General features: G+C 42.7%; 17 protein-coding genes and 2 tRNA genes. 4 read left to right on the plus strand and 15 right to left on the minus strand.

Going from position 1 to position 24,013, the window contains the following annotated elements; all coding sequences use genetic code 11:
* The first annotated feature begins 162 nt into the window (after nucleotides 1–162).
* The 3 genes from ASV53_RS06555 (at nucleotide 163) to ASV53_RS06565 (ending at nucleotide 4,015) form a co-directional block, all read left to right on the plus strand.
* Nucleotides 163–1,293, plus strand: coding sequence for an S-(hydroxymethyl)glutathione dehydrogenase/class III alcohol dehydrogenase (locus ASV53_RS06555; protein WP_094956514.1), 1,131 nt, complete (start codon nucleotides 163–165; stop codon nucleotides 1,291–1,293).
* Between the two features lie 162 nt (nucleotides 1,294–1,455).
* Nucleotides 1,456–2,697, plus strand: coding sequence for an NAD(P)/FAD-dependent oxidoreductase (locus ASV53_RS06560; protein WP_094956515.1), 1,242 nt, complete (start codon nucleotides 1,456–1,458; stop codon nucleotides 2,695–2,697).
* Nucleotides 2,698–2,767: 70 nt separating this feature from the next.
* Nucleotides 2,768–4,015, plus strand: coding sequence for a dicarboxylate/amino acid:cation symporter (locus ASV53_RS06565; RefSeq protein WP_094956516.1), 1,248 nt, complete (start codon nucleotides 2,768–2,770; stop codon nucleotides 4,013–4,015).
* 331 nt (nucleotides 4,016–4,346) lie between these two features.
* Here ASV53_RS06565 and ASV53_RS06570 read toward each other — a convergent pair.
* The 3 genes from ASV53_RS06570 to ASV53_RS06580 all read right to left on the minus strand — a co-directional run bounded on the left by ASV53_RS06570 (nucleotide 4,347) and on the right by ASV53_RS06580 (nucleotide 6,629).
* Nucleotides 4,347–4,436, minus strand: a tRNA-Ser gene (locus ASV53_RS06570).
* Nucleotides 4,437–5,035: 599 nt separating this feature from the next.
* Nucleotides 5,036–5,125 (minus strand) — tRNA-Ser (locus ASV53_RS06575).
* Between the two features lie 247 nt (nucleotides 5,126–5,372).
* Nucleotides 5,373–6,629: an adenylosuccinate synthase gene (locus ASV53_RS06580; protein WP_094956517.1), complete on the minus strand. Its 1,257-nt coding sequence runs from the start codon at nucleotides 6,627–6,629 to the stop codon at nucleotides 5,373–5,375.
* A 206-nt stretch (nucleotides 6,630–6,835) separates the two neighbouring features.
* Between ASV53_RS06580 and ASV53_RS06585 the strand changes: the two genes are divergently transcribed.
* Nucleotides 6,836–7,732, plus strand: a complete 897-nt coding sequence (locus ASV53_RS06585) for a LysR family transcriptional regulator (protein ID WP_062690872.1) — start codon at nucleotides 6,836–6,838, stop codon at nucleotides 7,730–7,732.
* Between the two features lie 166 nt (nucleotides 7,733–7,898).
* Here the strand turns inward: ASV53_RS06585 and ASV53_RS06590 are convergent, their stop codons facing one another.
* From ASV53_RS06590 to ASV53_RS06645, 12 genes are all read right to left on the minus strand, one after another.
* Entirely contained in the window at nucleotides 7,899–9,182 is a 1,284-nt protein-coding gene (locus ASV53_RS06590; protein ID WP_338091403.1) for a glycosyltransferase family protein, read from the minus strand.
* 320 nt (nucleotides 9,183–9,502) lie between these two features.
* Entirely contained in the window at nucleotides 9,503–10,705 is a 1,203-nt protein-coding gene (locus tag ASV53_RS06595) for a hypothetical protein (protein WP_094956519.1), read from the minus strand.
* A complete protein-coding gene (locus ASV53_RS06600) occupies nucleotides 10,702–12,087 on the minus strand; it encodes a DUF3131 domain-containing protein (RefSeq protein ID WP_062690869.1) in 1,386 nt (461 codons plus the stop codon). Before ASV53_RS06600 ends, ASV53_RS06595 begins: the two co-directional genes overlap by 4 nt.
* Nucleotides 12,088–12,109: 22 nt before the next feature.
* Nucleotides 12,110–13,507 (minus strand): DUF3131 domain-containing protein, encoded by a 1,398-nt coding sequence (locus ASV53_RS06605; protein WP_094956520.1) that lies wholly within the window; start codon nucleotides 13,505–13,507, stop codon nucleotides 12,110–12,112.
* Nucleotides 13,508–13,533: 26 nt separating this feature from the next.
* The gene (locus ASV53_RS06610; protein WP_094956521.1) at nucleotides 13,534–14,853 is read right to left on the minus strand and encodes a DUF3131 domain-containing protein; all 1,320 of its coding nucleotides are present in this window, start codon (nucleotides 14,851–14,853) and stop codon (nucleotides 13,534–13,536) included.
* On the minus strand, nucleotides 14,843–16,693 hold the full coding sequence (locus ASV53_RS06615; protein WP_094956522.1) for a glycosyltransferase family 2 protein: 1,851 nt from the start codon (nucleotides 16,691–16,693) through the stop codon (nucleotides 14,843–14,845). The genes ASV53_RS06610 and ASV53_RS06615 overlap by 11 nt, the downstream gene beginning before the upstream one ends.
* 14 nt (nucleotides 16,694–16,707) lie before the next feature.
* The gene (locus ASV53_RS06620) at nucleotides 16,708–18,387 is read right to left on the minus strand and encodes a glycoside hydrolase family 9 protein (protein WP_094956523.1); all 1,680 of its coding nucleotides are present in this window, start codon (nucleotides 18,385–18,387) and stop codon (nucleotides 16,708–16,710) included.
* Between the two features lie 8 nt (nucleotides 18,388–18,395).
* Entirely contained in the window at nucleotides 18,396–20,615 is a 2,220-nt protein-coding gene (locus tag ASV53_RS06625; protein ID WP_094956524.1) for a glycoside hydrolase family 2 protein, read from the minus strand.
* 20 nt (nucleotides 20,616–20,635) lie between these two features.
* Complete coding sequence (locus ASV53_RS06630) at nucleotides 20,636–21,085, minus strand: ATP-binding protein (RefSeq protein WP_062690864.1); 450 nt, start codon at nucleotides 21,083–21,085, stop codon at nucleotides 20,636–20,638.
* 14 nt (nucleotides 21,086–21,099) lie between these two features.
* A complete protein-coding gene (locus tag ASV53_RS06635) occupies nucleotides 21,100–22,278 on the minus strand; it encodes a nucleotidyltransferase family protein (RefSeq protein ID WP_094956525.1) in 1,179 nt (392 codons plus the stop codon).
* A 9-nt stretch (nucleotides 22,279–22,287) separates the two neighbouring features.
* On the minus strand, nucleotides 22,288–22,620 hold the full coding sequence (locus ASV53_RS06640) for an STAS domain-containing protein (RefSeq protein WP_094956526.1): 333 nt from the start codon (nucleotides 22,618–22,620) through the stop codon (nucleotides 22,288–22,290).
* Nucleotides 22,572–23,831: a fused response regulator/phosphatase gene (locus tag ASV53_RS06645; protein ID WP_094956527.1), complete on the minus strand. Its 1,260-nt coding sequence runs from the start codon at nucleotides 23,829–23,831 to the stop codon at nucleotides 22,572–22,574. Before ASV53_RS06645 ends, ASV53_RS06640 begins: the two co-directional genes overlap by 49 nt.
* Nucleotides 23,832–24,013 lie beyond the last annotated feature (182 nt).

Raw genomic sequence — 24,013 nt, forward strand, 5'->3', positions numbered from 1 at the left:
AATCAAAGACTCAAATTAGATAACTTCCCCCAGTCCAATTATTACCACACGGTAAAAGTAATTTATCATTTAACTGGATTATCAACATCTGAGAAATAAATATAATGGCAACCATCAAAACGAGGCACGCAATCGTGCTTACGAAATATAAAGAGAGATGTCATGACCGATAAATTTATCAAATCTAAAGCTGCCATTGCATGGGGTCCAAACCAACCACTATCTGTAGAAGAAGTGGATGTGATGCTGCCACGTGCAGGTGAAGTACTTGTGCGTATTATCGCAACAGGCGTTTGCCACACAGATGCATTCACCATGTCTGGTGATGATCCTGAAGGCATCTTCCCTGCAATCTTAGGCCATGAAGGTGGCGGTATTGTTGAGATGATCGGCGAAGGCGTCACCAGTGTTGAAGTCGGCGATCATGTTATCCCGCTTTACACCCCTGAATGCGGTGAGTGCAAATACTGCCTATCTGGCAAAACAAACTTATGTCAGAAAATTCGTGAAACCCAAGGCCAAGGCCTAATGCCAGACGGAACGACTCGTTTCTATAAAGATGGCCAGCCAATTTTCCATTACATGGGCTGTTCTACTTTCTCTGAATACACGGTATTACCAGAAATTTCACTAGCAAAAGTAAACAAAGAAGCACCACTAGAAGAAGTCTGCCTACTTGGCTGTGGTGTCACAACGGGTATGGGTGCGGTACTTAATACTGCAAAAGTACAAGAAGGCGACACTGTTGCTGTCTTCGGTCTAGGCGGTATTGGTCTCTCTGCCATCATTGGTGCTCAAATGGCGAAAGCGGGTCGTATTATTGCGATCGATATTAATGAAAGTAAGTTCGAACTTGCTCGTCAACTTGGTGCAACTGATTGTATTAACCCAACTAACTACGATAAACCAATTCAAGACGTCATCGTTGAGCTGACTGACGGCGGTGTTGATTACTCGTTCGAGTGTATCGGTAACGTGAACGTAATGCGCTCTGCACTTGAGTGTTGCCACAAAGGCTGGGGCGAATCAGTTGTGATTGGTGTTGCCGGTGCAGGCCAAGAAATCTCGACTCGTCCATTCCAGCTAGTAACTGGTCGTGTATGGCGTGGCTCTGCTTTTGGTGGCGTTAAAGGCCGCTCAGAGCTACCTGAAATTGTTGAACGCTACATGGCGGGTGAATTCAAATTGAATGACTTCATCACGCACACTATGGGACTAGAAGATATCAACGAATCTTTTGAGCTAATGCACAAAGGCGAAAGCATTCGTACTGTTATTCACTTCGATAAATAACAGCTAGCCCTGCTCTACTATGCAGCCTTTAGCTTAAAGGCTGCAATCTTTCATGACCCGCATGCTTGTTCATGCTGCTATGGATAGCACTTTCTACCTTTGATTTTGGCACATGGCCACGCTTTGCATTCACTGCAAAGCGTCTTTTTTTGAGGATCCATTATGTCTCGAATCGTTGTTGTTGGTGGCGGAGCTGCTGGCCTTGAACTATCGACTCTACTTGCTAAATCTGTTCGTAAAAATGATGAGATTTTATTAATCGAACCTGAAATTGATCACTACTGGAAACCACGTTTGCACGAAATTGCAGCAGGTACTTTCGATAGTGATTTAGATTCCGTTTGTTATTTTACTCATGGCGCAACACACGGTTATCAACACTACCAAGCCGCCATGACAAACATTGATCGCCAACAAAAAGTGGTTAATGTACGAAAAGCCGATGGTACCGAAGACACCGTCAGTTACGACTATCTTGTTATCGCTATTGGTGCGGTAAGTAATGATTTTAATACCCACGGCGCACAAGCTCATTGCATGTTTTTAGACTCTGCAAGCCAAGCCCGTGAGGCATGGAACCAAATTAGCCACGTACTGCGTTCTGGTAATGACAGCACTATCAACATTGTTGGTGCTGGTGCAACAGGTGTTGAGCTTGCTGCTGAATTAGCAAGAGTAAGCAAAAAACTTAAAAGATATAACGCCGCTTGTTTAAACATTAATCTGATCGAAGCAGCTGATCGCGTGCTACCCAATAGCCCTCAGAAAATGTCTGACAAGGTGCTAGAAAAGTTAACACGAAGCGACGTTAATGTATTACTCAATACCCGCATTGAGGACGTTAGTCGCGATGGCATGCAAACAACCGATGGTCAATTCCTAGCAGCCAATACCCAATTTTGGGCTGCTGGTGTAAAAGCCCCTGACTGGTTAAATGGCATTGGTGGTTTAGCGTGCAACCGAATGAACCAGATCATAGTGAATCAAGATCTTAGTTCAACCATTGACCCTGCGATTTTTGCAATTGGTGACTGTGCATCTATTCCACAAGCCGATGGTTCAACCGTGCCTCCTAGAGCACAAGCTGCGAACCAAGCTGCGATTCACTTAGCAAAAAGCTTGAGTCGTCACTTAGACGAACAAGCTCTCACACCTTTCACCTTCAAAGATGGTGGAATGGTTGTCGCCGTCGGGCATCACTTTGCTGTCGGCTCGTTTGGTATCGCGCCGTTTGCTCAGAACGAGCGTTGTGAGGGCAAACTGGTATTACAAGGCCGCATGATTCGACGTATATACGATACGATTTTCCGCCTACATCAAAGTACGGTAAGTGGCGTATTCACTGTTTCACGTTTAATGATCACCAAGCGATTAAAAGCGGTATTCAAACCGACAGGTATTTAACTGCAACCACAGCCCTCACGACTTCAAGTGAGGGCTAAATAGCCTAGTTGCTATATATTGAGAGCCTACTATGCGTTTCACCTTTTTCAAATCTCTTCCAGTGCAACTTCTACTAGCGGCTATTTCAGCTTGGCTACTCGCACAACTGATCCCAGCCGATTACATCAACACCGACTCTGCTAGCTTTTCGCTTTTAATGCTGGCAAAAACAACATACATAGGCCTACTTAAAATGGTCGTCGGTATTGTTGTCATGCTATCGTTGTTACAGGGGATAACAAGTATCGGCTCGACCGTGAAGTTTAAGCAGCTAGGTTGTAAAACCGTCGCCTTTTATTCCTTCACTTCGATCATTGCGATCAGCTTAGGTTTAGGCGCATCGTTAGCACTCCCTGCTTGGCCGCAATTAGTGGATCCTGCAGCAATTACCCTGAGTGAGAATACCCAATTAATCGATAATAGCTCTGCATCATCAGGTGCCATTATTAGTAAATTGATCAGCATGGCACTACAAAATCCAGTTGCTGCGCTATCCAATACGAACTTACTGGCTATTGTTGTATTTTCAATCTTACTCGGCATTGCATTACTGGCGAGCTTACCTGCCAAACATGCTGTTTTTGACGTAATTTCAGGACTAAATAAAGCCGTAAACACATTAGTGTCTGGCATCATTCAGTTTGCGCCTTACGCTGTTTTTGCCATCGTGTTTGAGTTCTCTGTCACCAGTAATGGCGAGCTATTTGGTCAGCTGGCGAAATTTGCAGGCTTGGTGTTTCTCCTAACCTTTATACACGGTGCCATTGTTTTACCGACCATTGCCAAAGCAACCACAGGCATTGGTTTTAAGTCACTGTTTAAAGCACTGTCTGCGCCTATGGTGATGGCATTTACCACCTCATCTAGCTCTGCAACCTTGCCATTATCAATGCAAACAGCAGAGCAAGAACTTGGAGTATCGCAGTCTACAAGCAGCATGGTATTGCCGCTTGGTGCCATCATGAACATGGATGGTACTGCATTGTTCGAAGGGGTTGCTGCTATCTTCCTTGCCCAGCTATATGGCATAGATTTAGGAACAAGCGGCTACATCATGATCTTTATTATGGCGATGGTATCTTCTATTGGTGCACCAGGAATGCCATCAGGGTCGATGTCTGGTATGCAGTTAGTCTTACTCGCTGCGGGTATTCCGCTTGAAGCAATTGCAATCTTGCTGATCATTGAGCGACCACTAGATACCTTCCGCACTGCGGTGAATGTGGAAGGCGATATTATTGCGGCTTTGGTTGTTGATAAATGGCAGGCGAAAGCTTAATAAATTAAGTAACGACACAAATTAAAAGTTAGACAGGAAAAAACCGCTGAATCTTCAGCGGTTTTTTTTGAATGTGCCTGAGCTGTTTAGAGATGGTGGATTTAGTACAAATCCTTTTCACGGTAGCACAAACGAAATAAAGGCAAAGAGATAAGGATTTACTGCTCGCTAGCTCGCGCCCTTCGGGCTATTGCCTTTTCGTGCCTTCGGCACGGGCAATGTGCTTTCGCTTCGCTCAAGTGAACCCTGCTCTAGGGTTCGGCACCCTATCTCTAATTCACAAAATTTAGACGAAAAAAAACCGCTGATATTTCAGCGGTTTTTTTGAATATGGCGGAGAGATAGGGATTTGAACCCTAGGACGGGATAAACCGCCGCCGGTTTTCAAGACCGGTGCTTTCGACCACTCAGCCATCTCTCCATGCGGCGTATAATAAGGGGTTCGCTAAAACCTGTAAAGCAGAAATAAGCCCTAAAAGCTCAACCGCACAATAAGCAAGCAAGATGCGAGTAATACGTCGATATTAACACCTCTCAGCCAAAGAAAACCGCTACTAACAAAACCATCAAAAAGATGACACCTGTCACTTTTAGCAATAATGCTAACTGACGTGTGCCCCCTTTGGGTGCTTGATTACAACATCCCATGTTAATTCCCCCTTTCTCTCACCAATGCAAAAACGGTACACCTTCCCTCTAGTGTAAGGTCAATAATAATTCAGCATCATTTGGTCTCGCTAAGAAGAGAAGTTAAGTTGTGCTTTATAGATAAAAGGAAGTGAGGATCTGACTCTTCAGCGTTTTTGAAATACGACGGAGCGCTTTGGGTATGGCGGAGAGATCGAGATTTACTGCTCGCTAGCTCGCGCCCTTCGGGCTATTGCCTTTACGCGCCTTCGGCACTGGCAATGTGCTTTCGCTTCGCTCAGGAGAACCCTGATCTAGGGTTCGGCACCCTATCTCTAGTCATAAAATTCAGACGAAAAAAAACCGCTGAAATTTCAGCGGTTTTTTCTAATGTGGCGGAGAGATAGGGATTTGAACCCTAGGACGGGATAAACCGCCGCCGGTTTTCAAGACCGGTGCTTTCGACCACTCAGCCATCTCTCCATGGGGCGTATATTACGAACATCGGAGGATGCTGTAAAGCCCAAATACACCAATCGATGTAATTTTATACAACCAAATCAGACTTTTACGCACGAGACATCCTTTGTTATCATTAAATTAACCACGGCAAATAAATGATAACAATTTACTCAGTAAGCACGGAGCTCAATTCGCCACATCATACAAAAAAGGCAGCATCACCTAAGTAACACTGCCTTTCTCTTACTGCTAATTTGCAGTCAACTTATTAACGCATGATCATTTGTTCACGACCAGGGCCAACCGATACCATTTTTACAGGTACGCCCATCAGTTCTTCAATGCGTAATACGTAAGCTTGCGCTGCTTTCGGTAACTCTTCGAATTTGCGGCACGACGTGATGTCTTCATTCCAACCTTCCATTTGCTCATAAACAGGCGCCAAAGAGGCAGTTTGTGGCCAAATTGGGTTTTCACTGTGATCACCGTCGTAACCCACACAGATTTTCAGATCTGTCAGACCACTTAAGCAGTCCACTTTTGTTAGAGCGATCTCTGTAGCTGCTTGGATCTCAACACCATTACGGGTTGCAACTGCATCAAAGTAACCCATATCACGTGGGCGACCCGTGGTTGCACCAAACTCGTTAGCAGCTTCACGGAAAGCATCTTGCTCTTCCATTGCTGTAACCAAAGTACCTGTGCCTACAGATGAACTAAATGCTTTAGCTACTGCGATAACACATTCAGGGCGAAGTGCAGGTAAACCACTGCCAATACCTGCATATGTTGAGATAACATTTGATGATGTTGTCCACGGGTATTCTCCGTAAACCAAATCACGGCCCGCACCTAGCTGCGCTTCAAACAATAGGTTTTCACCTTTAGCTTGTAGTGCTTTAAGCGGTTGCGTTACGTTACAAATCGCATCGCGCCAAGGTGCAGACACGTCAAGTAACCACTGGGTCATTTCTTCTGCTGTTTGCTCAAACTTAAACGATGGGTACAAAGCTCTAAGCTGTGGAAGTTTCCAATCCATCATGAATTGAATACGTTCAAGCAATACTTCAGGCTGTTGTAACCAACCCACTAAGATGCCTTTTTTCATAACGCGGTCGCCGTATGCAGGTGCAATACCTTGACGCGTTGAACCATAAGCACCATCGCCTAAACGTTCTTCTTCTAATGTATCTTCAAGAGCATGAAGCGGTAAACACAGTGTTGCACGATCTGAAATACACAGATTCACTTTTACGCCAGCAGCTGCCACTTCTTCGATTTCTTTGGTTAGATGCTCTGGGCTAATTACCATGCCTGGGCCCAAAACCGCTAAACAATCAGGGTTAAATACGCCGCTTGGTAGTTGGTGTAATTTGAATGTACCTAAGTCATTCACGACAGTGTGACCTGCGTTATTACCACCTTGGAAACGGATGCTTGCCGAAGCTTTCTCTGCCAAGAAATCAACGATACGGCCTTTGCCTTCATCACCCCAGTTAGCACCAACAACAACGATAGACGACATAATTAACTCTCCTTAAAAGCGAAGACATCATGCTATGCCTCATCAAGCAATAAGAGAAATTAATAATTGTTATTAGCTTAATAAGAATTCCATATGACCTTTTACTTGCCATCCGATAGAATATGTTCAATGAATACACACAGTTTGTCGTGATTTCGCTAAAATCGGCAATATTAATCACAGTTGAATAACGGTAAGGATCTCATATGCTTGACCTACATTGGCTAAACACTTTCGTCACATTAGCTAGGCTTGAACACTTCGGGAAGACAGCCACAGAGCTTCACATGACACAGCCAAATGTTAGCCTACATATCAAGCAGTTAGAGAAAACAACACGTGTTAAATTAATTGAGCGAAACCCTTTTCGCCTCACTCAAGCGGGTGAGCGTCTACTGAAAAGTGCACAACGTTCACTACAAGAGTTACAAGTTTGTCAGGCCGATCTCAACGCCATTAACGACATGAGTCAAGGGACCGTATCCATTGCTGCAAGTGACATTATTTCTCGCTTATTACTCATTAAACCTTTTCAATCTTTTAAGCGAGAGTTCCCTGGCATTGATTTATCTTTATTTAACACGACCTCGACACAAGCGGCAGCATTAGTTAAAAGTGCTAAGGCTGATCTCGGTTTTGTTATTGCCCAAAAGGAAAGTCAGCCTTTGCACTTTACTGAATTACGGCAAGTTCGATGGTGTGCTTTAGGTGATGGATTACATGCATGGCAACAACAAGCCAACAGCCATGACTGTACTCTGTCTGATGAAGTGCCTACATTAATATTACTTGGCCACGATACTCGAACACGTGATCTTATCGATCTGGCGTTACCCAGTTTACAATTACCCAAATATCGCATTATGGAAGTAGGTAGTGTTGACGCTCAAATCGACTGGGCTGAAGCAGGTTTTGGGATTGCTATTGTACCAGCGTTCTCGCTTCACCCTAAGCTTAATCTGAAAAGTACAATCACCCCATTACCTGATTTTCCTACCACCAGCTTAGGCTATATCGTTAGACAAAATCAGGTGTTATCGCGTGCCATTAAACAGCTTCTACAATGGGTAGGCGAAGAAATAACGAACTCTCAGCACAGCTGATCCTGCCTTTTCCGCTTAGCTTAAATGAACGCACTTATTATCTGAAATCAGGGGTTGGTATTTATGTATACATACATTTCAGGTCAGGTCAGGGATAAAAAAGCCCCAAGGAAAAGGGGCAAAGGGTACTGATATTATCTTTGGCTATTATTCGGAAAAATCAGGTTCAAAAAGTAACCGTTTGTGGTTGCTTCATTTTGACGATCCACTCTTTGACAGCGGCGGGTGACATTAATTTTGGGTCGCCTAAATCAGCATCATCAGCGTCTGCTAATTCAATGGGCAAGACATTAATAATAGCTTCAAGATCTTCATGTGACTTCACTTCTTGATCAAATACACTCGCCATCGTGAGATCATGCTCAGCATGACGTGCGCGAACAGCTTTCACTAAACCATCTAGCAAGGTGTACCAGGTTGTCATCGGGCCTTGAACGACTGACGCTGATTCTGCTGCTGAATCAATAAAAGCAAAAGGAATCGTCGCAATAGGTTGCTTCATTTGCATTGCCGCTAAAATCCAATCTGTATCAAACGAAAAATCATATACCGTTGGCTTTTTAATGATCTCTTTTAATACACCTGCGCCATAAAGTTTGAACGCGGCTTGTGTATCTTTGATCCCTTTTGAAAAGATCTCTTGCCCTATCATTCGTTGCATATGACGCAACGTTTTTATACCCACACCCCAACGCTCTTCTTGTTTAATCAGAATTGAATCTGGGTGCTTACGATTGCCCAAAATAACATGGTGATGATTTGAGATGAATGGCTTGAGTAATAAGCCTAACTGACCAAGATGAACGGAGTTATCGGCATCGGTATACACGACACACTCAACGCCATCTGCAAGGGCTGTTTGACAACCATAAATAATAGCGCCACCTTTTCGAGAGTCGTCAACCGATGCTAAATTCTTTAGCGGACCATCAGCCGCTGGTAGTGCATCCGACAATTTCAGCACCTTCACCTGCTGTGAGTTGACACTGCCTTTAGCAATCTTATTTGCGATGTTATAACTGTTATGCGGACAACCATCATCAACGGGGTATAAAATCCAATCAACAACCGTTCCCTGTGTAACCCAGTTCAGTTGTTCTATTTTAACTCGAAGTGAATCTTCACCATGTGGATTCGTCGCATCTTTCACATTCAAGCGGTTATGTTCACCCCACATAGCAAACACCACACCAACAGTGACAGGTTTAGTCACTGTGAGTAAATAGCGACGAGACTCGACAAGTTTCACTGCTAATTTAAATTCAAGCGGACAGTTAGGTTGAGCGGCAATCTCCTGATATCGCCCTATTGTTACATCTTTCAAGCAATACAAGGTGTTCGCTAGTTTCAGCAACTTATGCTGATGAGTCGCCTCTGTCAGATCAAAATAGTCACTCGCTGAAAGTAGCACCTGTTGAATCACTTTCTCCGATACAGTCATCTCGCTCATCCTTTAGTCCTTGTGAGAATTAGTCACCTAAAAGCGAAGCTAAACAAACAATCGATCAGCAATATGTTGCCTATAGGGTCTATTTAAAGACTAGTAACCATATGCAACTAAGCCAAATAAATGTCTGCTTTTATTTGCTCTAATGTAGAGGTTTTTCAAAAGATGAGATCTAAGCTCACTCTCTTGCTTAGAGGATGAAATATATAGGGAATTATCAGGCATGAAGGACAAGTCAGCCGTGCTCTGACGGCACTTCCAGAGCCTTATTGAGGGTTGGTCTAAACGATAAATTAAGCGGTTTAATTACTTTTCTTCACCACTCATTCACTCTCCACAGTGATAGGAGAAAAGCTTCGACGCTGTAGTGGCGTTACTGTCACGTCTTCTAATGTCGCAAGGTTTCCTTTTGCCATTGGATTTTGCATCTTATTTGGTGCCGGGACTTGCTCTAATGCACCTTGATTCGGCGCTTTTTCTGTTAGTTCTTTTCCTTTACTAGCTTGTTCGTTAAATGAAATTTCATCTATGGGTAATACGACGACATTACTGCCTGCATCTTGTTGTTCAACCTGAGGATCACTTTTAGTCTGAACAAGATTAGGATTAGCGGGGAGCACCGGTGCTTCAAGTGCTCTGGCTGGTGTCATCGATGCCGCCATTTGTGATCCACTGACCTTGTTTCTTTGTTCTACCTTACCTTGCTCTGTTTGTTTTGCGTCTTGGTTTTGTATTTGGTTAAGTGCCCCATCCACTGTAGATACATTTGCCTCAGACGAATCAGGTACTGTCGGTAATTCAGGAACAGAAGTGACTATGGGTTGAAACTGCTTATTTTGAGTAAAGCTATTATTTAAACCGCTGAGCTTTTTCCCCGAAGATGATGGTGGTTGATACCCAACTTGTGGTTTAGTCCCAGATAAGTTCACTGACGATGAGCCTACTTGCTGACGATCAACTAAACCAAGTTGAGGGCTGGTAAATGAAAAGAAATTTAATTTTTCATCCCAAGCTTGCAGTGTATCCAATTCATTTTGCCAATGTTCGTCGATGGTTGCGGTAAAGTCATTGATCTGAAGTTGAGTTGATAACTGCGTGTTAGCCGCTTCATAACGCATATGGAGCTTTTGCTTCATTTGATCCCAGTTAGTTCCCCCTGTCATAAAGTAGCGCATGCTATCTGCCCAATATTGATAAGCCTTCGCGCTGTTAGTTTTATCCGCCGCAATAGCCGCCAATGCTTCAGCAAGCCCCGCATATTGCCACATATTTTTACGGCCAAGCTTGGCTTCTGAACTTAAAAAAAGAATAGATAAACGATGGTATTGTTCAGCCGCTTGTTTATAACGACCAGATTTAGCCAAGAATGTCGCCTTACTGTATAAACTGATTTCGACATCGACAGGTGAAGCAATAACAGCACGTATGGGCACCAAAACAGTCAGTAAGCACAAGATGAGAAAGCCAGTTTTTCCGCGTATTTTAACTAAATCAGATGTAATTAAATTCTGTATGAATAAGCTCATTTGAACGTCTCCACTAAGCATCTTCCAGGGTGGTCAAATCGAGAATTAAACTTAACATCACGGTATTCCAGTGCTTTATTCGGCTGATAGAGTTTACCGTTAGCTTTATATAACAATGCTTCCAATACACCTGCATTGGTATTCAATGTAATGCTTTTTTCATAACCACTTGTAAGTTCATAGCGCCCTTCGTACCACCCACGGTCTGCATCATATAACTCTCGAACCAAGACCATTAATCTATCGGTATAATCTGTTTTCCAGAGCGTCCACATTTGAAAAGCAGCCTGAGTCGAAATCAAAGCCAGTTCATCGTGGTCGCTACCATCTTCAGCCACCGTAATCCAAGGGGTGCCCAATGCATAAATACTGTCATAAACAAAATACGGAGCACCACTCACAACATGTGAACCTCGCGCGGTATATATCCGTTCTTTATCCCATCTAGATTCTTGTACGCGGTAGAGCGAATCAGCCATTGCGGCTAAAGTGTCATTAGTATGCTTCGCATCACTACTCGTATTATCGTTAATGTCATCCCAGTTAAACTCAAGCCCAAGCTTCAAGAAAGGATTACTATAAACAGGGCGAAGTACGTCGTAATCACGCGGATCACGGCCGTCAAACATAATATCAATACCGTTAATGGTGATCACTTCGTAGGGGTCTAAACGCATCGCTTTTTGTGGCACAACTTGCCAATCAAGGTAGCCATACGACGTGTACTCTTCTATCCCTAAACGGCCTTCTTTATAGCGAAAGATTTGCCCATCATCTTTCACTACACCGCCGTATAATTCGCCTTCATTTGTTACCAGCTCACAGAAATTCCACCGTAAAACGGCCTTATCGATATATTCTGAAAATTCAGGGTTACGTTGTTTGGTCATGGCGAGCACAATAAGCAAACGACCAACATCAATCGATGACCAACCAATGTCTTTTGGTTGGTTACCATAGTCGACCATTTGACCTGTGGTGGTGTTGTAGACTTTATTTGGCACACCGATAGAACTCAAAGGCATTTTATTTAGAAAATTTAAGACTAACGATAATCGCTCGTCATGTTCTTTACTGGTAATAAATTCAAATTCTTGTGCCGCCATCAGCGCAACTAAATAATCAGCTAATGACGACATATTTGTTGAAGGGTAATTATCAATCGAATTAACCAAACCCGTTTGCAATTGGGTATTATTTTCTACATAAACCCATGCAGTTTGCGCCCAAGCTAATTCTTGCTCAGTTAATTCACCATAACGCCCTTGTCTTAACACTTGGGAGGTGTTCATTGTTGTTAAACCATCTTGCACGCCCTGATACACCACCCCACAAGAAGTTAGTGCCAACAGCGAGCATGCAATAAGTCCCTTTCTCAACATCTACATCCCTTTATTTGAGAAATTATTTCTTATTAAGTGTTTTTCTTGGCAAACACTGTCCTTCATAACCAAACGGTGATTCCAATGCTTTATCCCATAAACTAACAGGCGGGTTGTCTAAGTATGTCAACAACTTACCTTCTTGTTTATAAAGTAATATTTCCAATGTAATCCCGTTATTGTTCGAGGTAAAGGTGTTAATTAATCCCGTACCATTTTCAAACATTCCCTCGTAAAATCCTTTTTCACGATCGTAAAGGTTTGAAATATGGTCGAAAACCAAATCGGTATACTCTGTATCCCACAGCGCCCAAATACCCATTGCCCCTTTCACCGCTACCGCTGAATACTGTGGTAAATATTCACCCACTTCAGAAATGGTATTCCATGCATAACCATCGGTATAAATGGTGTCATAGACGAAGTAAGGCGCACCTGCTAACTGGTGCTCTGTACGCGCGGTAATAATACCGGTGTTTTCATACCTAGCTTCTTGAACGCGGTAAATTTGAAGCGCAAATTCAGCCATCCACTCATTTGAATAGTTATCATCGTGCGGTGTTTTATCCGATGTTAAATCCCACCCCATTTCAACGCCATCGAGCACAAAACTTTCTGTTACTACATAGCTGTGCGCCTTTAGTTTACGTGGATCACGCGTGTCATAAGGTATGTCGTAACCATACAAGTTTATGGTGCTATAAGGCTCTGGCATCGAAGCTTGACTGGTATCAAAGCCCCACAACTGGAAACCTTTTGCAGCGTATTCTTCATAACCTAAGCGCCCTTCCTGTAAGTACTGAACTGGCTTGTCTTTCTCAAGCAATGCACCAAACATGGTGCCTGTTTCATCAACAACATTACAGAAATTCCAGCGCAGTACCGCCGAATCGATATCAGTACTATATTCTGGGTAACGGTTTTTAATTATATGCAGCCAAATTAACAAACGACCTAAATCAAGCGCCGAGTAACCAATTTCGCCCGGTTGGTTACCGTAGTCCACCATGGCTGCTGTTTGGGTGTTATAAGCTTTGTTTGGCAGTTCTCCTTTGAAGAGCTGCATCGTATTGAGTGTTGTCAAAAAGCGAATAAGACGGCGGTCAAACTCTTCTTTTTCAATGATCCCCAATTCAAGCGCACTTGTCATACCTGCGAGATACGAAGCAGCATCCCACCATGTGACTGATGGGTAGTTATTTACCGCATTCACCAGACCTGTCGATTCTTGAAGGTTATTTTCAAAATACTTCCAAGCAATCCGAGCCATATCCATTTCTTTTTCCGTCAGCTTGCCATGACGAGGTTTAGGCACATCCCAGTGGTTAGGTCGGTCGATAATTTCATCCGACAAACTACTGTATTTGTTACCACAACCAACCGCCAACAGCCCCATCAGGCAAACAATGATATAACGCATACAACACTCCCTATCAAAGCTGCGTTTTACTTAACACCAACGCTTAACAACGTACCGTCTTGAACGTAAGCCAATGACTCTAAAACAATGCCATTAGTATTCGCAGTAATTGCTTTGTTAGTGCGTCCATCACTTTCATAGCGGCCTGAATACCAACCTTTCTCTTTCGAATATAGCGCCTTTGCATCTTCAATTAACAAGCTGGTATATGGCGTATCGTAAAGTGCATACCAGCCAAATGCTGCCTTAGTCGATAACGTTTTCAGGTGCGAGGCATCATCCCCCTGATCTGAAATCGCATTCCACTCTTTACCGTCAGAGAATACCGTGTTGTAGACAAAGTACGGTGCTTCATCGACGTTATCTTCACTCACCGCAGTTAAAATCCCCGTACGCTCATAACGATTTTCTTGTGCTTTATAAACGCGAAAAGCAAAGATTTTAGAAATACTATCAGCGCCAAACTCTAAGCTATCGAGGATATATGATTCACTCACGACGTAGTTATGTGCATGGTACTTAGCAGGGTCACGCTTATCGGTTGGGATCTCGACGCCATCAATTTCCACTAGGTCTAAATAATCTATGTATTTCATTGCATTAAATACATCACGCCCCATCAAAGACAAGGCTTTTGAGGCGTATTCTTCATAACCAATACGGCCTTCTTGCACCAACTCAAAGCCATCACCTTTTACGGCTGGACGCGAACCGTATAAGTAGCCTTTGTCGATCATTTCAGTGACGTTCCAGTGGTTTAATACATTATTCACTGGCTTATTAAACTCAGGGTATTGCCAAATTAAAATATTAAATGGTACCAAAATTCGACCAATATCAATCGCAGACCAGCCAATACCTTTCGGTACAGGTTGGTTGGCATAATCCACCATTTCTAACGTTTGTGTGTTATAGGCTTTATTCGGTAATTGACCTTCAATTAAAGGGATACGCGCTAATGTATTGAGCACTTTCTCCATACGAAGGGTGAATTCTGCATGGCTAACAACATTCAGCTTTTCCGCTGAAATAAGCCCCATTAAATATGATGCGGTATCCCACATGGTTGTTGATGGATAGCCATCTACCGAATTAACTAACCCAGTGTTGTCTTGGTAGTTATTTTCAAAGTATTGCCATGCGGTTTTCGCCCACAAGTACTCTTGCTCGGTCAAAATGCGATTTTCACGTAATGGAATTGGCTCTGATACTTCAAAAGTAATATTACCGAGTACTTGGCCATAATCACGCGTTTCAATCGTAAATGCGACAATCAGCGCTGTTACTAAGCCAGCGATAAAGACAAAGTGGTGCCGTGCATTCACAAGTGCTTTTTTAAATTCCATATTCTAATTCCTCCGATCCTTGTTCCTGCTCTTTGTCTGTTGGTGGTGACCAGAAAGCCGCAGCAATCATGCCCCACATCGCCATCATGTTATTAATAATCCAAAAACTATTAAGCACTAGGCCACCAAACGAATAGCTACCATAGGCGCCAGTTGAATAACCAACCCAAGCAAAGCACATACTAAATAAGCTCAATACAAATACTGTTAGCTGCGGAATAATCATCTTAAAGAATGTACCGCTTTGACGCTCTTTTGGTGTCGTTGGGAAGCTGATTTTCCGCCCTCTCAATACTGTCCATAGTGCCCGTAAGTTAACAGGGAAAAAGGACAAGAAATTCGTTTTCCCTTTATAGCCAGCAACCCCCCATGTACCTATCATCATGGCAAGTTCAGCAGTCAGTACAAACGGTAAGAAATGCAGGTAGAAGGTTGTATCGTAAGCGCTCACCGGTGCAATACTGGTTAAGAAATAAATGATTGGACACGCTAGGAAAATAATATTCCAAATAGCCGATAAGTTAGACCAGAAGCTCGCACCATACATTAGCTTTTGTTTAAAGTTCATACCTTTACGGAACAGTGGATTATCATTCATAAAGATATCGATTGAGCCGCCAGAATATTTAAAACGTTGCACCGTCCACGTTTGTAAATCTTGCGGAGATAGCATTTTACTTTCAACTTGCGGATGCTGAATAGAACGCCAAGTTCGCTCTGTATCTGAATGCAGAACAATCGAGGTATAAATATCTTCTGAGACATGAAATTTATAAGGCGTAAACTCGGTGTCGAATAAAATCTCTTGACGAAGGTTATTCGAAATATCCTTATCAACCGTTTTTTCTTTGGTTAATTTACGAATTTGGCGTTCAACTTCATCATGTTCTTTGCTGATTTGCTCACTGTAAGCACGCAATGCCGCTTCCATTACCGCTTCTCGACGGTGAATAGAGCCTGCGCCGCAACAGAATGATGCATTCACCCAGTTACGGCGACGTTGAATAACGTCGTAGAACATTTGCGGGTCATTAACGAAGGGGTCTTCACCTAAGGTTACTGGGCCATAAAGACGTTCAACACCACGACCAACTAAGCGGCCAAAACCGCCCATTTTTTTGCCTAACCAATGCGGTAAGCGTTCACCTTCTGGTAAATCAAAGAACCATTGCGGTGTTTGTACCCAAGCCACATCAGGGTCACGGAAATAACCTAACGTGTGCTCAAGAATCGTTGGGAATGGGCGCGTATCTGCGTCACAAATGACGATGAAGTCACCGTATGTTTGCTCAAGCGCATTACGTAAGTTACCCGCTTTAAAGCCAGCGTTACCTTCTCGCGTTAAGTATTCCACCCCCATTTCTGCCGCTAAAGCAGCCATTGCTGGGCGCTTACCATCATCAAGAATAAATATTTTCATCTCGATGTCGTGCGGGTATCGAATTTTCTGTGCATCCAAAATACTCAAGCGCACTAATTCAGGTTCTTCATCGTAGGTGGGAAAAAACACATCAACACTGATGGGACGATCTTCTTCAGAATCGCTCACGCACTCGGCAATTTTGTGTGGTGGTTCACGACGTGGCTCATCTTTTGTTTTCCATAAATTAAAGGTAAATAAGATAGAACCAATAAATGCGCACGATTCAGCAAATGCCAAAGGTAGTGAGAACCACATTGCTTCATAATTCAGTGCGTACGTCCATCGCCACCACAAGTACCAAATACCCAGTGTCAGATTACATGTCGCTAAATACTGATAAAGTAATTCACGTGACATGCTATGCGGCACAGGCTCTGGCGGCTTGCGATGCTCGAACTCCTTAAAATAAAAATCCATCTAGAATTACTCCATTAATATTGACGAAAATACGCGTGATGCGTGGCCAATAAACCAATCAAACTTGCGTTATAGTCAATAGCGAATTCGTTCACTGCATAAGACTGTTCACTGTCGATATAACTCAACATGCCCATATTTTTTGGTGCGACCCCAGCCTGCGCTTTTTCATTCGGCCCACCAACTAAATATCCTGGTAGATAGACGCCTGTCGCTATGCGGTACAGGTGATGTAAATTACGGACGGCATAAGTACCGCTACCTGTCACAAAGCTTAAGTTGAAGGCGTTTGCACCCAACAAATAATCAATCTGTGATTGAACTACTGCACGGTATTGCGCTTTATGCGGTGGCTGATGACGTTGAATCGCATCAGACCAAGCAATTAAGATCCCAGCTTCTGCCGTCATCTTATTTGATCCCCAAATAAAGCGTTGATTAGCGATACCAAAGGCAGAATCATTAGCTTGGGTAACGTATTTTTCTGCAACATCGCGTAAATCTGAGGCTAATTGTAGATAAAGTTCTTGCCCGCGTTCTAAGGTGAGCAATAAGTGCCACACACCCATTAACGCTGGGTTTTTCCATTCAAAAATATCAATCCACTGCTTATCGTATAGCGCTTTAAATGCGGTTAAATATTTATCTTGCTGAGTGGTAATATATAACTCGGCTAATGCCCATAGGCGATCATCAACATCTGTATCTAATGACGGCTCACTATCTTCTTTGTTTTTCACATATGGGCCAGACCCTGAATCATCCCCTTTTTGCCAATCAATATATTGTTCTGGTGTGATTTCTAAATACCGCCATGCGTGAACAGCAGCCTGCAAATAACGACGCGCCATACTTGGTTGATAAGCGGCATAGATGCGTGAAGCAAAAGCCATGGTTGCAGCAAACTTGGCGGTTTCAGGTGTACTGACACCATAGATATAACGGGGTTGAGTATCTTGCCAAGGTGGGATTTTAGCGGGCCATGTTGCACCCGATACTTTGCGATAAACGGCGCCATCAGCACGCTGCATTTTTAGTAGCCAGCTCAAGCCAAACTGCGCTTCATCTAAAATAGGAGGTAATGATTTATCATGGGACGGTTTAAACATTTCAGGCGATTGACGGTATGCTTCTAGTAAGCGCGCCACGGTAATTGTGGTCGTTGCTGTGTATTTACCAAAATCACCTGCATCGTACCAACCCCCCGTCATATCCAGAAACTTCCCTTTCTTATGGAAATCATCGGTTCGGAAAATCACGCCATCTTTCATATGGCTAATTGGTCGCGCTAACCCTGTTGTTTTGTCATTAACACTCACACCCGAGCGCTGAAGATACAAGGCATGAACCAAACGTTGGCTCAGATCGTTATAAGTATTCGGTGCTATTTGAAAAGGGGCTGAGCGCACATCACCCGCGACCAATTGGAACCACCCTGTTACTTTCACTGCACTGAAATTAATCATTGCGACTGGGCGTTCATCTTTAAGCTTTTTTTGGTTTTTAGCTCGGAATTGGGCAATGCTTTTATTTTGATCCACAGACCATAACGTGACATTTTCCGAGTTTGGTTTTAACCAATATGCGACTTTATCGCCATTTGATAAATAGCCGAGTTGGTTCACCACTATGGTCTGTGCTTGTAGAACACAGCTCGTTACCAGTGTTAACAGAAAAATGAACGTCCTTGTCATTGTTCCACCTATTTATCTTGAAAATTATAGATATTGCGACTGATTTCAGTACCGTTTTGGTCTGTAATACCAACGATAATGGCACCAGAGATCCCTGCTAGGTTTGATTCTTCAATGACGACTTTCTTGCTATTGGCTGGCAGGTCAACGCCATCAAATACCCATTGCTTGTCATCAAATTGATTACGAATCCAAACCATTGCCTTCGGATACGCGGCAAGCGAATCATTGATCACCGTGACAGACAAATGCGCCTTCACGCTATAAAGATCACGTTCAACAACCGCAATCACTGGTTGGTAAGCCTGTTTTAACGCTCTATACCCAGATTTAGCTTCACGTGTTACATCCAGCACAGACCAAGTAATTGAAGGCCAACTATCTACAAACATAAATTGATAAATGGCAGCCACACCTTCACCTTTATTTAATCTTAGGTGTTCAGATGCATATTTAGTGACTACTCTTTGATATTCTTGGCTATTTTGATGAAACTGTGACAAAGATTCACCTTGAGCAACCTTAGCAAGCATTAATGTTTCATGCGGTTGATAGTTGTGGTAGTTCAACTTGGCGATATTTTGTTCAGTTAGAGGCCAAACCCACTCTCCCCCTAAAATATGCTTTACCATGGTTAAACTCGGCATTGCCTGCGCACCAAACTCACTCACTATCGGGGTAAAAGTCGCTGTGCTGTAATCTTTATAATCACCGGAATACCATCCTAGCCAAGGGTGCTCTTTGGTATAAGATGCCTTTCTCACAATGCGCTTATCTTTTGCCTTTAGTAGCTGTTGGTATACCGCTTCTGTTAACAATTGATTCTGAGCTGGCTGATAACTCGGGTATTTATACTTCATCCAGTCTGCATCCCAAGGTGGTTCATTATGACCACTCCAAAATGCAATAGAGGGATGGTTAGCGAGCATGGTGGTCATTTCCGCCACTTGTTTTACGGCTTCTTGCTTAAATTCCGGCGCGTCTGAGTAACCCCACTGCAAGGGGAAATCTTGCCAGACTAAGACCCCTGCTTGATCCGCCTTATCGTAGAATGCCTTACCTGCAACATGAGCGTGTACACGTACACTGTTAATGTTCGCCGATTTCATAAGGGTTATATCGCGTTGGTAGTCATTTGCGGTTAATTCACCAAGCCACTGACTACCGATATAATTCGTTCCTCTGACAAAGTACGGTAGGCCATTTACATAAAACTGGCCTTTCTGCTTATTTTCCTTTTCATCAAAAGCTTCTTTAAATTCAACCTGCCTAAAGCCTATTGTCGTAGCATGCTTATCTGTCACTTTTCCATTAATCGAAGCTGTAACCTCTAAGCGATATAGACTTGGTTTTCCCCAATCCCATGGCCACCAAAGATCACGGACTTTTTTCGGCAACTGCCAATTAATAGTCTGCTCACCAGCTTTGACATTTACAGATTGCTCATAAGATTCAACTGGCGTTATGCTATTGCCTTCGAATAAACGGTAGGAAAATGAAACAGGTTGACTGGATAGATTATTAACGGTCAAGCTAACGGATGCTTGTGTCGTGGTTGTCGCTAAAGACTTAAGGGAAGGTTTACTCGTTTGAGTACGAGAACGTCTTGATGGTAAATCAAGCGTCGGTACAACTGTTAGGGATGCTATGGCTGTCGGGCCTGTTACTTTCAGGGCAACATCACCCCATATTCCACCAGAGTTTTTATCTTGTCCTGCATCAGACCATGCACCACCAGGGCGAGTATCATGATGGTTCAATACGCCTTTAATCTGCGTTTTATATAATGACCAATCAGGCGTTATTGCTTCGTTCGGGCTATTGACCCAAACTTCGACATTATTATTGCGATCTCGTATCAAGTGGCTAATTTCAGCACCAAAAGGCGAAAAGTAACCAGTATGAGCCGTTACTTGTTCGCCATTCACAGAAACTTTTGCTTCATAATCCACAGCGTCAAACACTAACCAATAACGTGATTGCTCGGAAATGTTTGTATCGAACTTACGCTGGTATATCGCTACCCCAGCATGATCAATACCTTCCAAATACCAATTATTAGGCACGTTGACATTTTGACTTGTTGATTGACGTTGTTGATCATCAATTATCTCTAATCGCCACAGTCCATTTAACGATTGCGTTGTTGTTTGCCAGTCATTAGTAGATTGTTGTATAGCGCAAGATGATAATGAGAATAACGCCATCGTGGCGAAAGCTATTCTCATATTTTCCTCAGCAATAAGCTCTATGCTTCTGTTTTTTTATAAAGCTTGAATGTGTTTTTACCACCAGCTTTTTCATATTCAAGGTTATCAGTAAGCTGGACGACAATAATGAAACCTCGCCCTGACGTCGTCCATGTTTCTGGATCTTCAGGATCGGGTTCAATAAAGGTTCCTGCTACTGCCTTTTCAAATTCCTCGTCAGTCATTGATTCACCATAATCGGCAATTTCAATCACGAGTTCATTGTTTTTGATATAGGAATTAAGCTCGATAGGTTCACCTTCGTTGAGTTGATAAGCATGCTCGTAAGCATTATTCACCAACTCAACCAAGCACAATTCAATCTGATCAATTACATCTTCTTTCAAACCAACATCTAGCCAAAAAGCTTTAATATCCTCAGCAACGTCGCGAGAAACATCTAAAGAACTTTTGTACTGTTTATTAAAATGACATTTGACCGTCTCCATCGAGCCGCTCCTTACTATTTAGTCACCGTGACTTCTTCTGGCTTTTGTGAAAATAAAACACCATGCCCTTGATGATGAGATAACAATGGCTGACTTGTTCGGCGATCTTTCAGCATGTGTATCGCATCCATCTCAATCAAAGATTGTGTATAACCATCATGGCTAATGAAATAATCACCAAAGACCGTTTTATTCTCAACAAAAGCAGAACCAGAAATATGAATGTAATCACTCACTAGGCTTTTATTAATAACGGCATTTGTTTCGACTTTACAGTTAGCTCCAATAACTGCAGGCCCAGTAATCGTAGCGCCCTGTTGAATTTCACAACCACTGCTAATAATCACTGGCGGCGTAATGTGGCAATTATCAGGGTCAAAAACTGTATTAATGCCAACCCAAATACCAGGCTTCACCTGAGTGCCAGGTATGGGATAACCAGGGACTTTACCGTGTAATATTTCGCTAGTAACACCCCAAATATCGCTGATATTACCCACATCTAACCACTGAAAATCCATATTCGTAGCGTAAAAGCTCACATCATTTTCAACGAGCGCTGGAAATAACTCGCTACCAATATCAAACTCTTGAACAGCAGGAATAAAGTCAAAAATCGCGGGCTCGAAAATATAGATACCCGTATTAATTTCAGTCGATAAGGCTTCATCTTCCGTTGGTTTTTCTTGGAAGCTCGTCACGCGGCCATAATCATCTGCAACAACGACTCCGTATTTACTCACTTCACTAATATCAACATTTCGCGTAACTATAGTGGCAATACCGCCTTTTTCTTTATGGCGTTTTACCGCTTCCGTTAGATCAAGATCGATCCAAGCATCGCCGCACACCACAACAAAGGTTTCATCAAAAAAGCCCGAGAAATCTTGAATTTTTCTCATACCACCAGCAGAACCTAATGCTTTACTGATAAATTTACCGTCTTTCATTTCACCTTCGTACGAATACGACAGCTGGACATTAAAGTGATGACCATCGCCGAAATAATTTTCAATCACTTCAGCAAGATGGCTGGTATTGACCACAATTTTATCGATGCTGTGTGATGCAAACAGCTGAATCATCGACTCCATGACGGGTTTTCCCAGAATAGGGATCATAGGTTTAGGGATCGTTTGAGTAATAGGTTTTACTCGGGTGCCTTTCCCTGCGGCAAGAATCATTCCCTTCATAGCTAGCTCCTAAGCTACAGTGCTAACGGCGTCTTCGATAGAATCGTAGCTCGCAATTAATTTATCCATTCGAGTGAGTTTAAGTAGCTCTTTAACTGCTCGTTGCGGGTTCACTACGCTGATTTTTTTACCCTTAAGTAATTTGTACGCACCCATAACGGCACCAAGCCCGCTGCTATCCATAAAGCGCACATCGGTGAGATCGAGTACAAGCTGCGTATCAATTTCATTTACTTTTTCTTCAATCACTGCGCGAAAACTTGGCGCTAATTTAGCGTCAAAGCGATCCTCTTTTATTTGAAGAATTGTGCATTGACCTTGGTTGAAAGCTTCGTATTGCATGATTGTTCCCCTTCTGAATAACCTGTCCATTCGACTACGAGTACGCTCACGTCATCGTCAAATTGTTCTGACCGTTGCCAATCCCTGACTCGATTAACTAACATATCTGTTTGTACAGTGGTTGGATGGTGTTTAATGTCCATCACCGTTTGTCTTAATCTCTCTTCGGTAAACTGCTCTGAACCTTTTTCTGCCTCTGTTATTCCATCAGAATAAATCCAGATTTTATCACCTGGCTCTAATTGCACTTTTGCTGTTTGGTATTCAACAAAATCAAACGCACCAACAACAAAACTGTCCTGCCCAATAAATTCAGCTTTACCCGTGGCTGCGTGTAGCCACACTAAAGGCGGATGCCCAGCGATAGCAAATTCCAACACGCCTGTTTTTACATTTAAAACCGAATACACCATGGTGAAATAAAGCAAATTATGGTCGTCACTTAAATACTGATCGTTTAAATGTTTAAGGACGCTATCAGGTGAGTTAATTTGATAAAAAGGTGTTTCTTCTGTCGGTGATTTAACAATCGAACCTTTACCTGAATTTACAGCAATACTCTGTTGAACAGAGAAAGACATTAATGCCGATGACACACCATGCCCTGCGACATCGAGTAAATAAAATCCGACATTATCTTCATCTAGCTGCATGTATCCCAACATGTCACCGCCAATTTGAGCGCTAGGTAAAGAGACATAACTTATTTCAACACCGGAGAGTTTTCGTTCTGTGGGCAGTAAGCGCTTTAATAAATCGCCAGCAGATTCTAAATCTTTTTTCATAATGGCGTAGGCGGAATCAAGTTCATCATTTTTTGCTGTTATTTGATTATGAAGACCTAAAGTACGAAAGCCTGCTTTAACACGTGCTGCTATCTCATCAACATGAGTATCTTTAACGACAAAGTCATCAGCACCAGCGTTAATGCCATTGATAATAGAGTCTTGATCATCTTTACCAGACAGCAATACAAAGAAAATATAACGAGAATAAGAACCTGATTTGAGCCGACTACAAAGTTCGATACCATCCATTTCAGGCATCATCCAATCGCTTAGAACGAATTGAATGTGTGGGCATTCTTCTAATACAGCTAAAGCTTGTGCACCATCATTGGCGGTTGTTACCGTAAAACCACGCTTGGTTAATACTCGCTCCATAAACATCAGCATGGTTCTGTTGTCATCAACTACAAGAATGTCATTCATTCAGAAACCACCGTTTAAGCAATACCACACACGAATAAACACCCTATTTCATATCAATTATCGGTGTCAACATATCAAGAACATGTTTATTACAAATCAAGTCTAGTAAGTTTTACCTACCACACCATAAATTTAGACAAAAACTTTCGCCTATGTGACATGTATTATATAAAGAAGTAATA

Source organism: Photobacterium sanguinicancri, assembly GCF_002265265.1.
GTDB lineage: Bacteria > Pseudomonadota > Gammaproteobacteria > Enterobacterales > Vibrionaceae > Photobacterium > Photobacterium sanguinicancri.

Bases quoted from the DNA above. Each gene is read 5' to 3' on its own strand.
- ASV53_RS06630 (WP_062690864.1), bottom strand. From the start codon at position 21,085: ATGGAGACGGTCAAATGTCATTTTAATAAACAGTACAAAAGTTCTTTA.
- ASV53_RS06615 (WP_094956522.1), bottom strand. From the start codon at position 16,693: ATGGATTTTTATTTTAAGGAGTTCGAGCATCGCAAGCCGCCAGAGCCT.
- ASV53_RS06595 (WP_094956519.1), bottom strand. From the start codon at position 10,705: ATGAGCTTATTCATACAGAATTTAATTACATCTGATTTAGTTAAAATA.
- ASV53_RS06565 (WP_094956516.1), top strand. From the start codon at position 2,768: ATGCGTTTCACCTTTTTCAAATCTCTTCCAGTGCAACTTCTACTAGCG.
- ASV53_RS06560 (WP_094956515.1), top strand. From the start codon at position 1,456: ATGTCTCGAATCGTTGTTGTTGGTGGCGGAGCTGCTGGCCTTGAACTA.
- ASV53_RS06590 (WP_338091403.1), bottom strand. From the start codon at position 9,182: ATGAGCGAGATGACTGTATCGGAGAAAGTGATTCAACAGGTGCTACTT.
- ASV53_RS06635 (WP_094956525.1), bottom strand. From the start codon at position 22,278: ATGAAGGGAATGATTCTTGCCGCAGGGAAAGGCACCCGAGTAAAACCT.
- ASV53_RS06600 (WP_062690869.1), bottom strand. From the start codon at position 12,087: ATGTTGAGAAAGGGACTTATTGCATGCTCGCTGTTGGCACTAACTTCT.
- ASV53_RS06555 (WP_094956514.1), top strand. From the start codon at position 163: ATGACCGATAAATTTATCAAATCTAAAGCTGCCATTGCATGGGGTCCA.
- ASV53_RS06580 (WP_094956517.1), bottom strand. From the start codon at position 6,629: ATGTCGTCTATCGTTGTTGTTGGTGCTAACTGGGGTGATGAAGGCAAA.
- ASV53_RS06610 (WP_094956521.1), bottom strand. From the start codon at position 14,853: ATGGAATTTAAAAAAGCACTTGTGAATGCACGGCACCACTTTGTCTTT.
- ASV53_RS06605 (WP_094956520.1), bottom strand. From the start codon at position 13,507: ATGCGTTATATCATTGTTTGCCTGATGGGGCTGTTGGCGGTTGGTTGT.
- ASV53_RS06625 (WP_094956524.1), bottom strand. From the start codon at position 20,615: ATGAGAATAGCTTTCGCCACGATGGCGTTATTCTCATTATCATCTTGC.
- ASV53_RS06645 (WP_094956527.1), bottom strand. From the start codon at position 23,831: ATGAATGACATTCTTGTAGTTGATGACAACAGAACCATGCTGATGTTT.
- ASV53_RS06620 (WP_094956523.1), bottom strand. From the start codon at position 18,387: ATGACAAGGACGTTCATTTTTCTGTTAACACTGGTAACGAGCTGTGTT.
- ASV53_RS06585 (WP_062690872.1), top strand. From the start codon at position 6,836: ATGCTTGACCTACATTGGCTAAACACTTTCGTCACATTAGCTAGGCTT.
- ASV53_RS06640 (WP_094956526.1), bottom strand. From the start codon at position 22,620: ATGCAATACGAAGCTTTCAACCAAGGTCAATGCACAATTCTTCAAATA.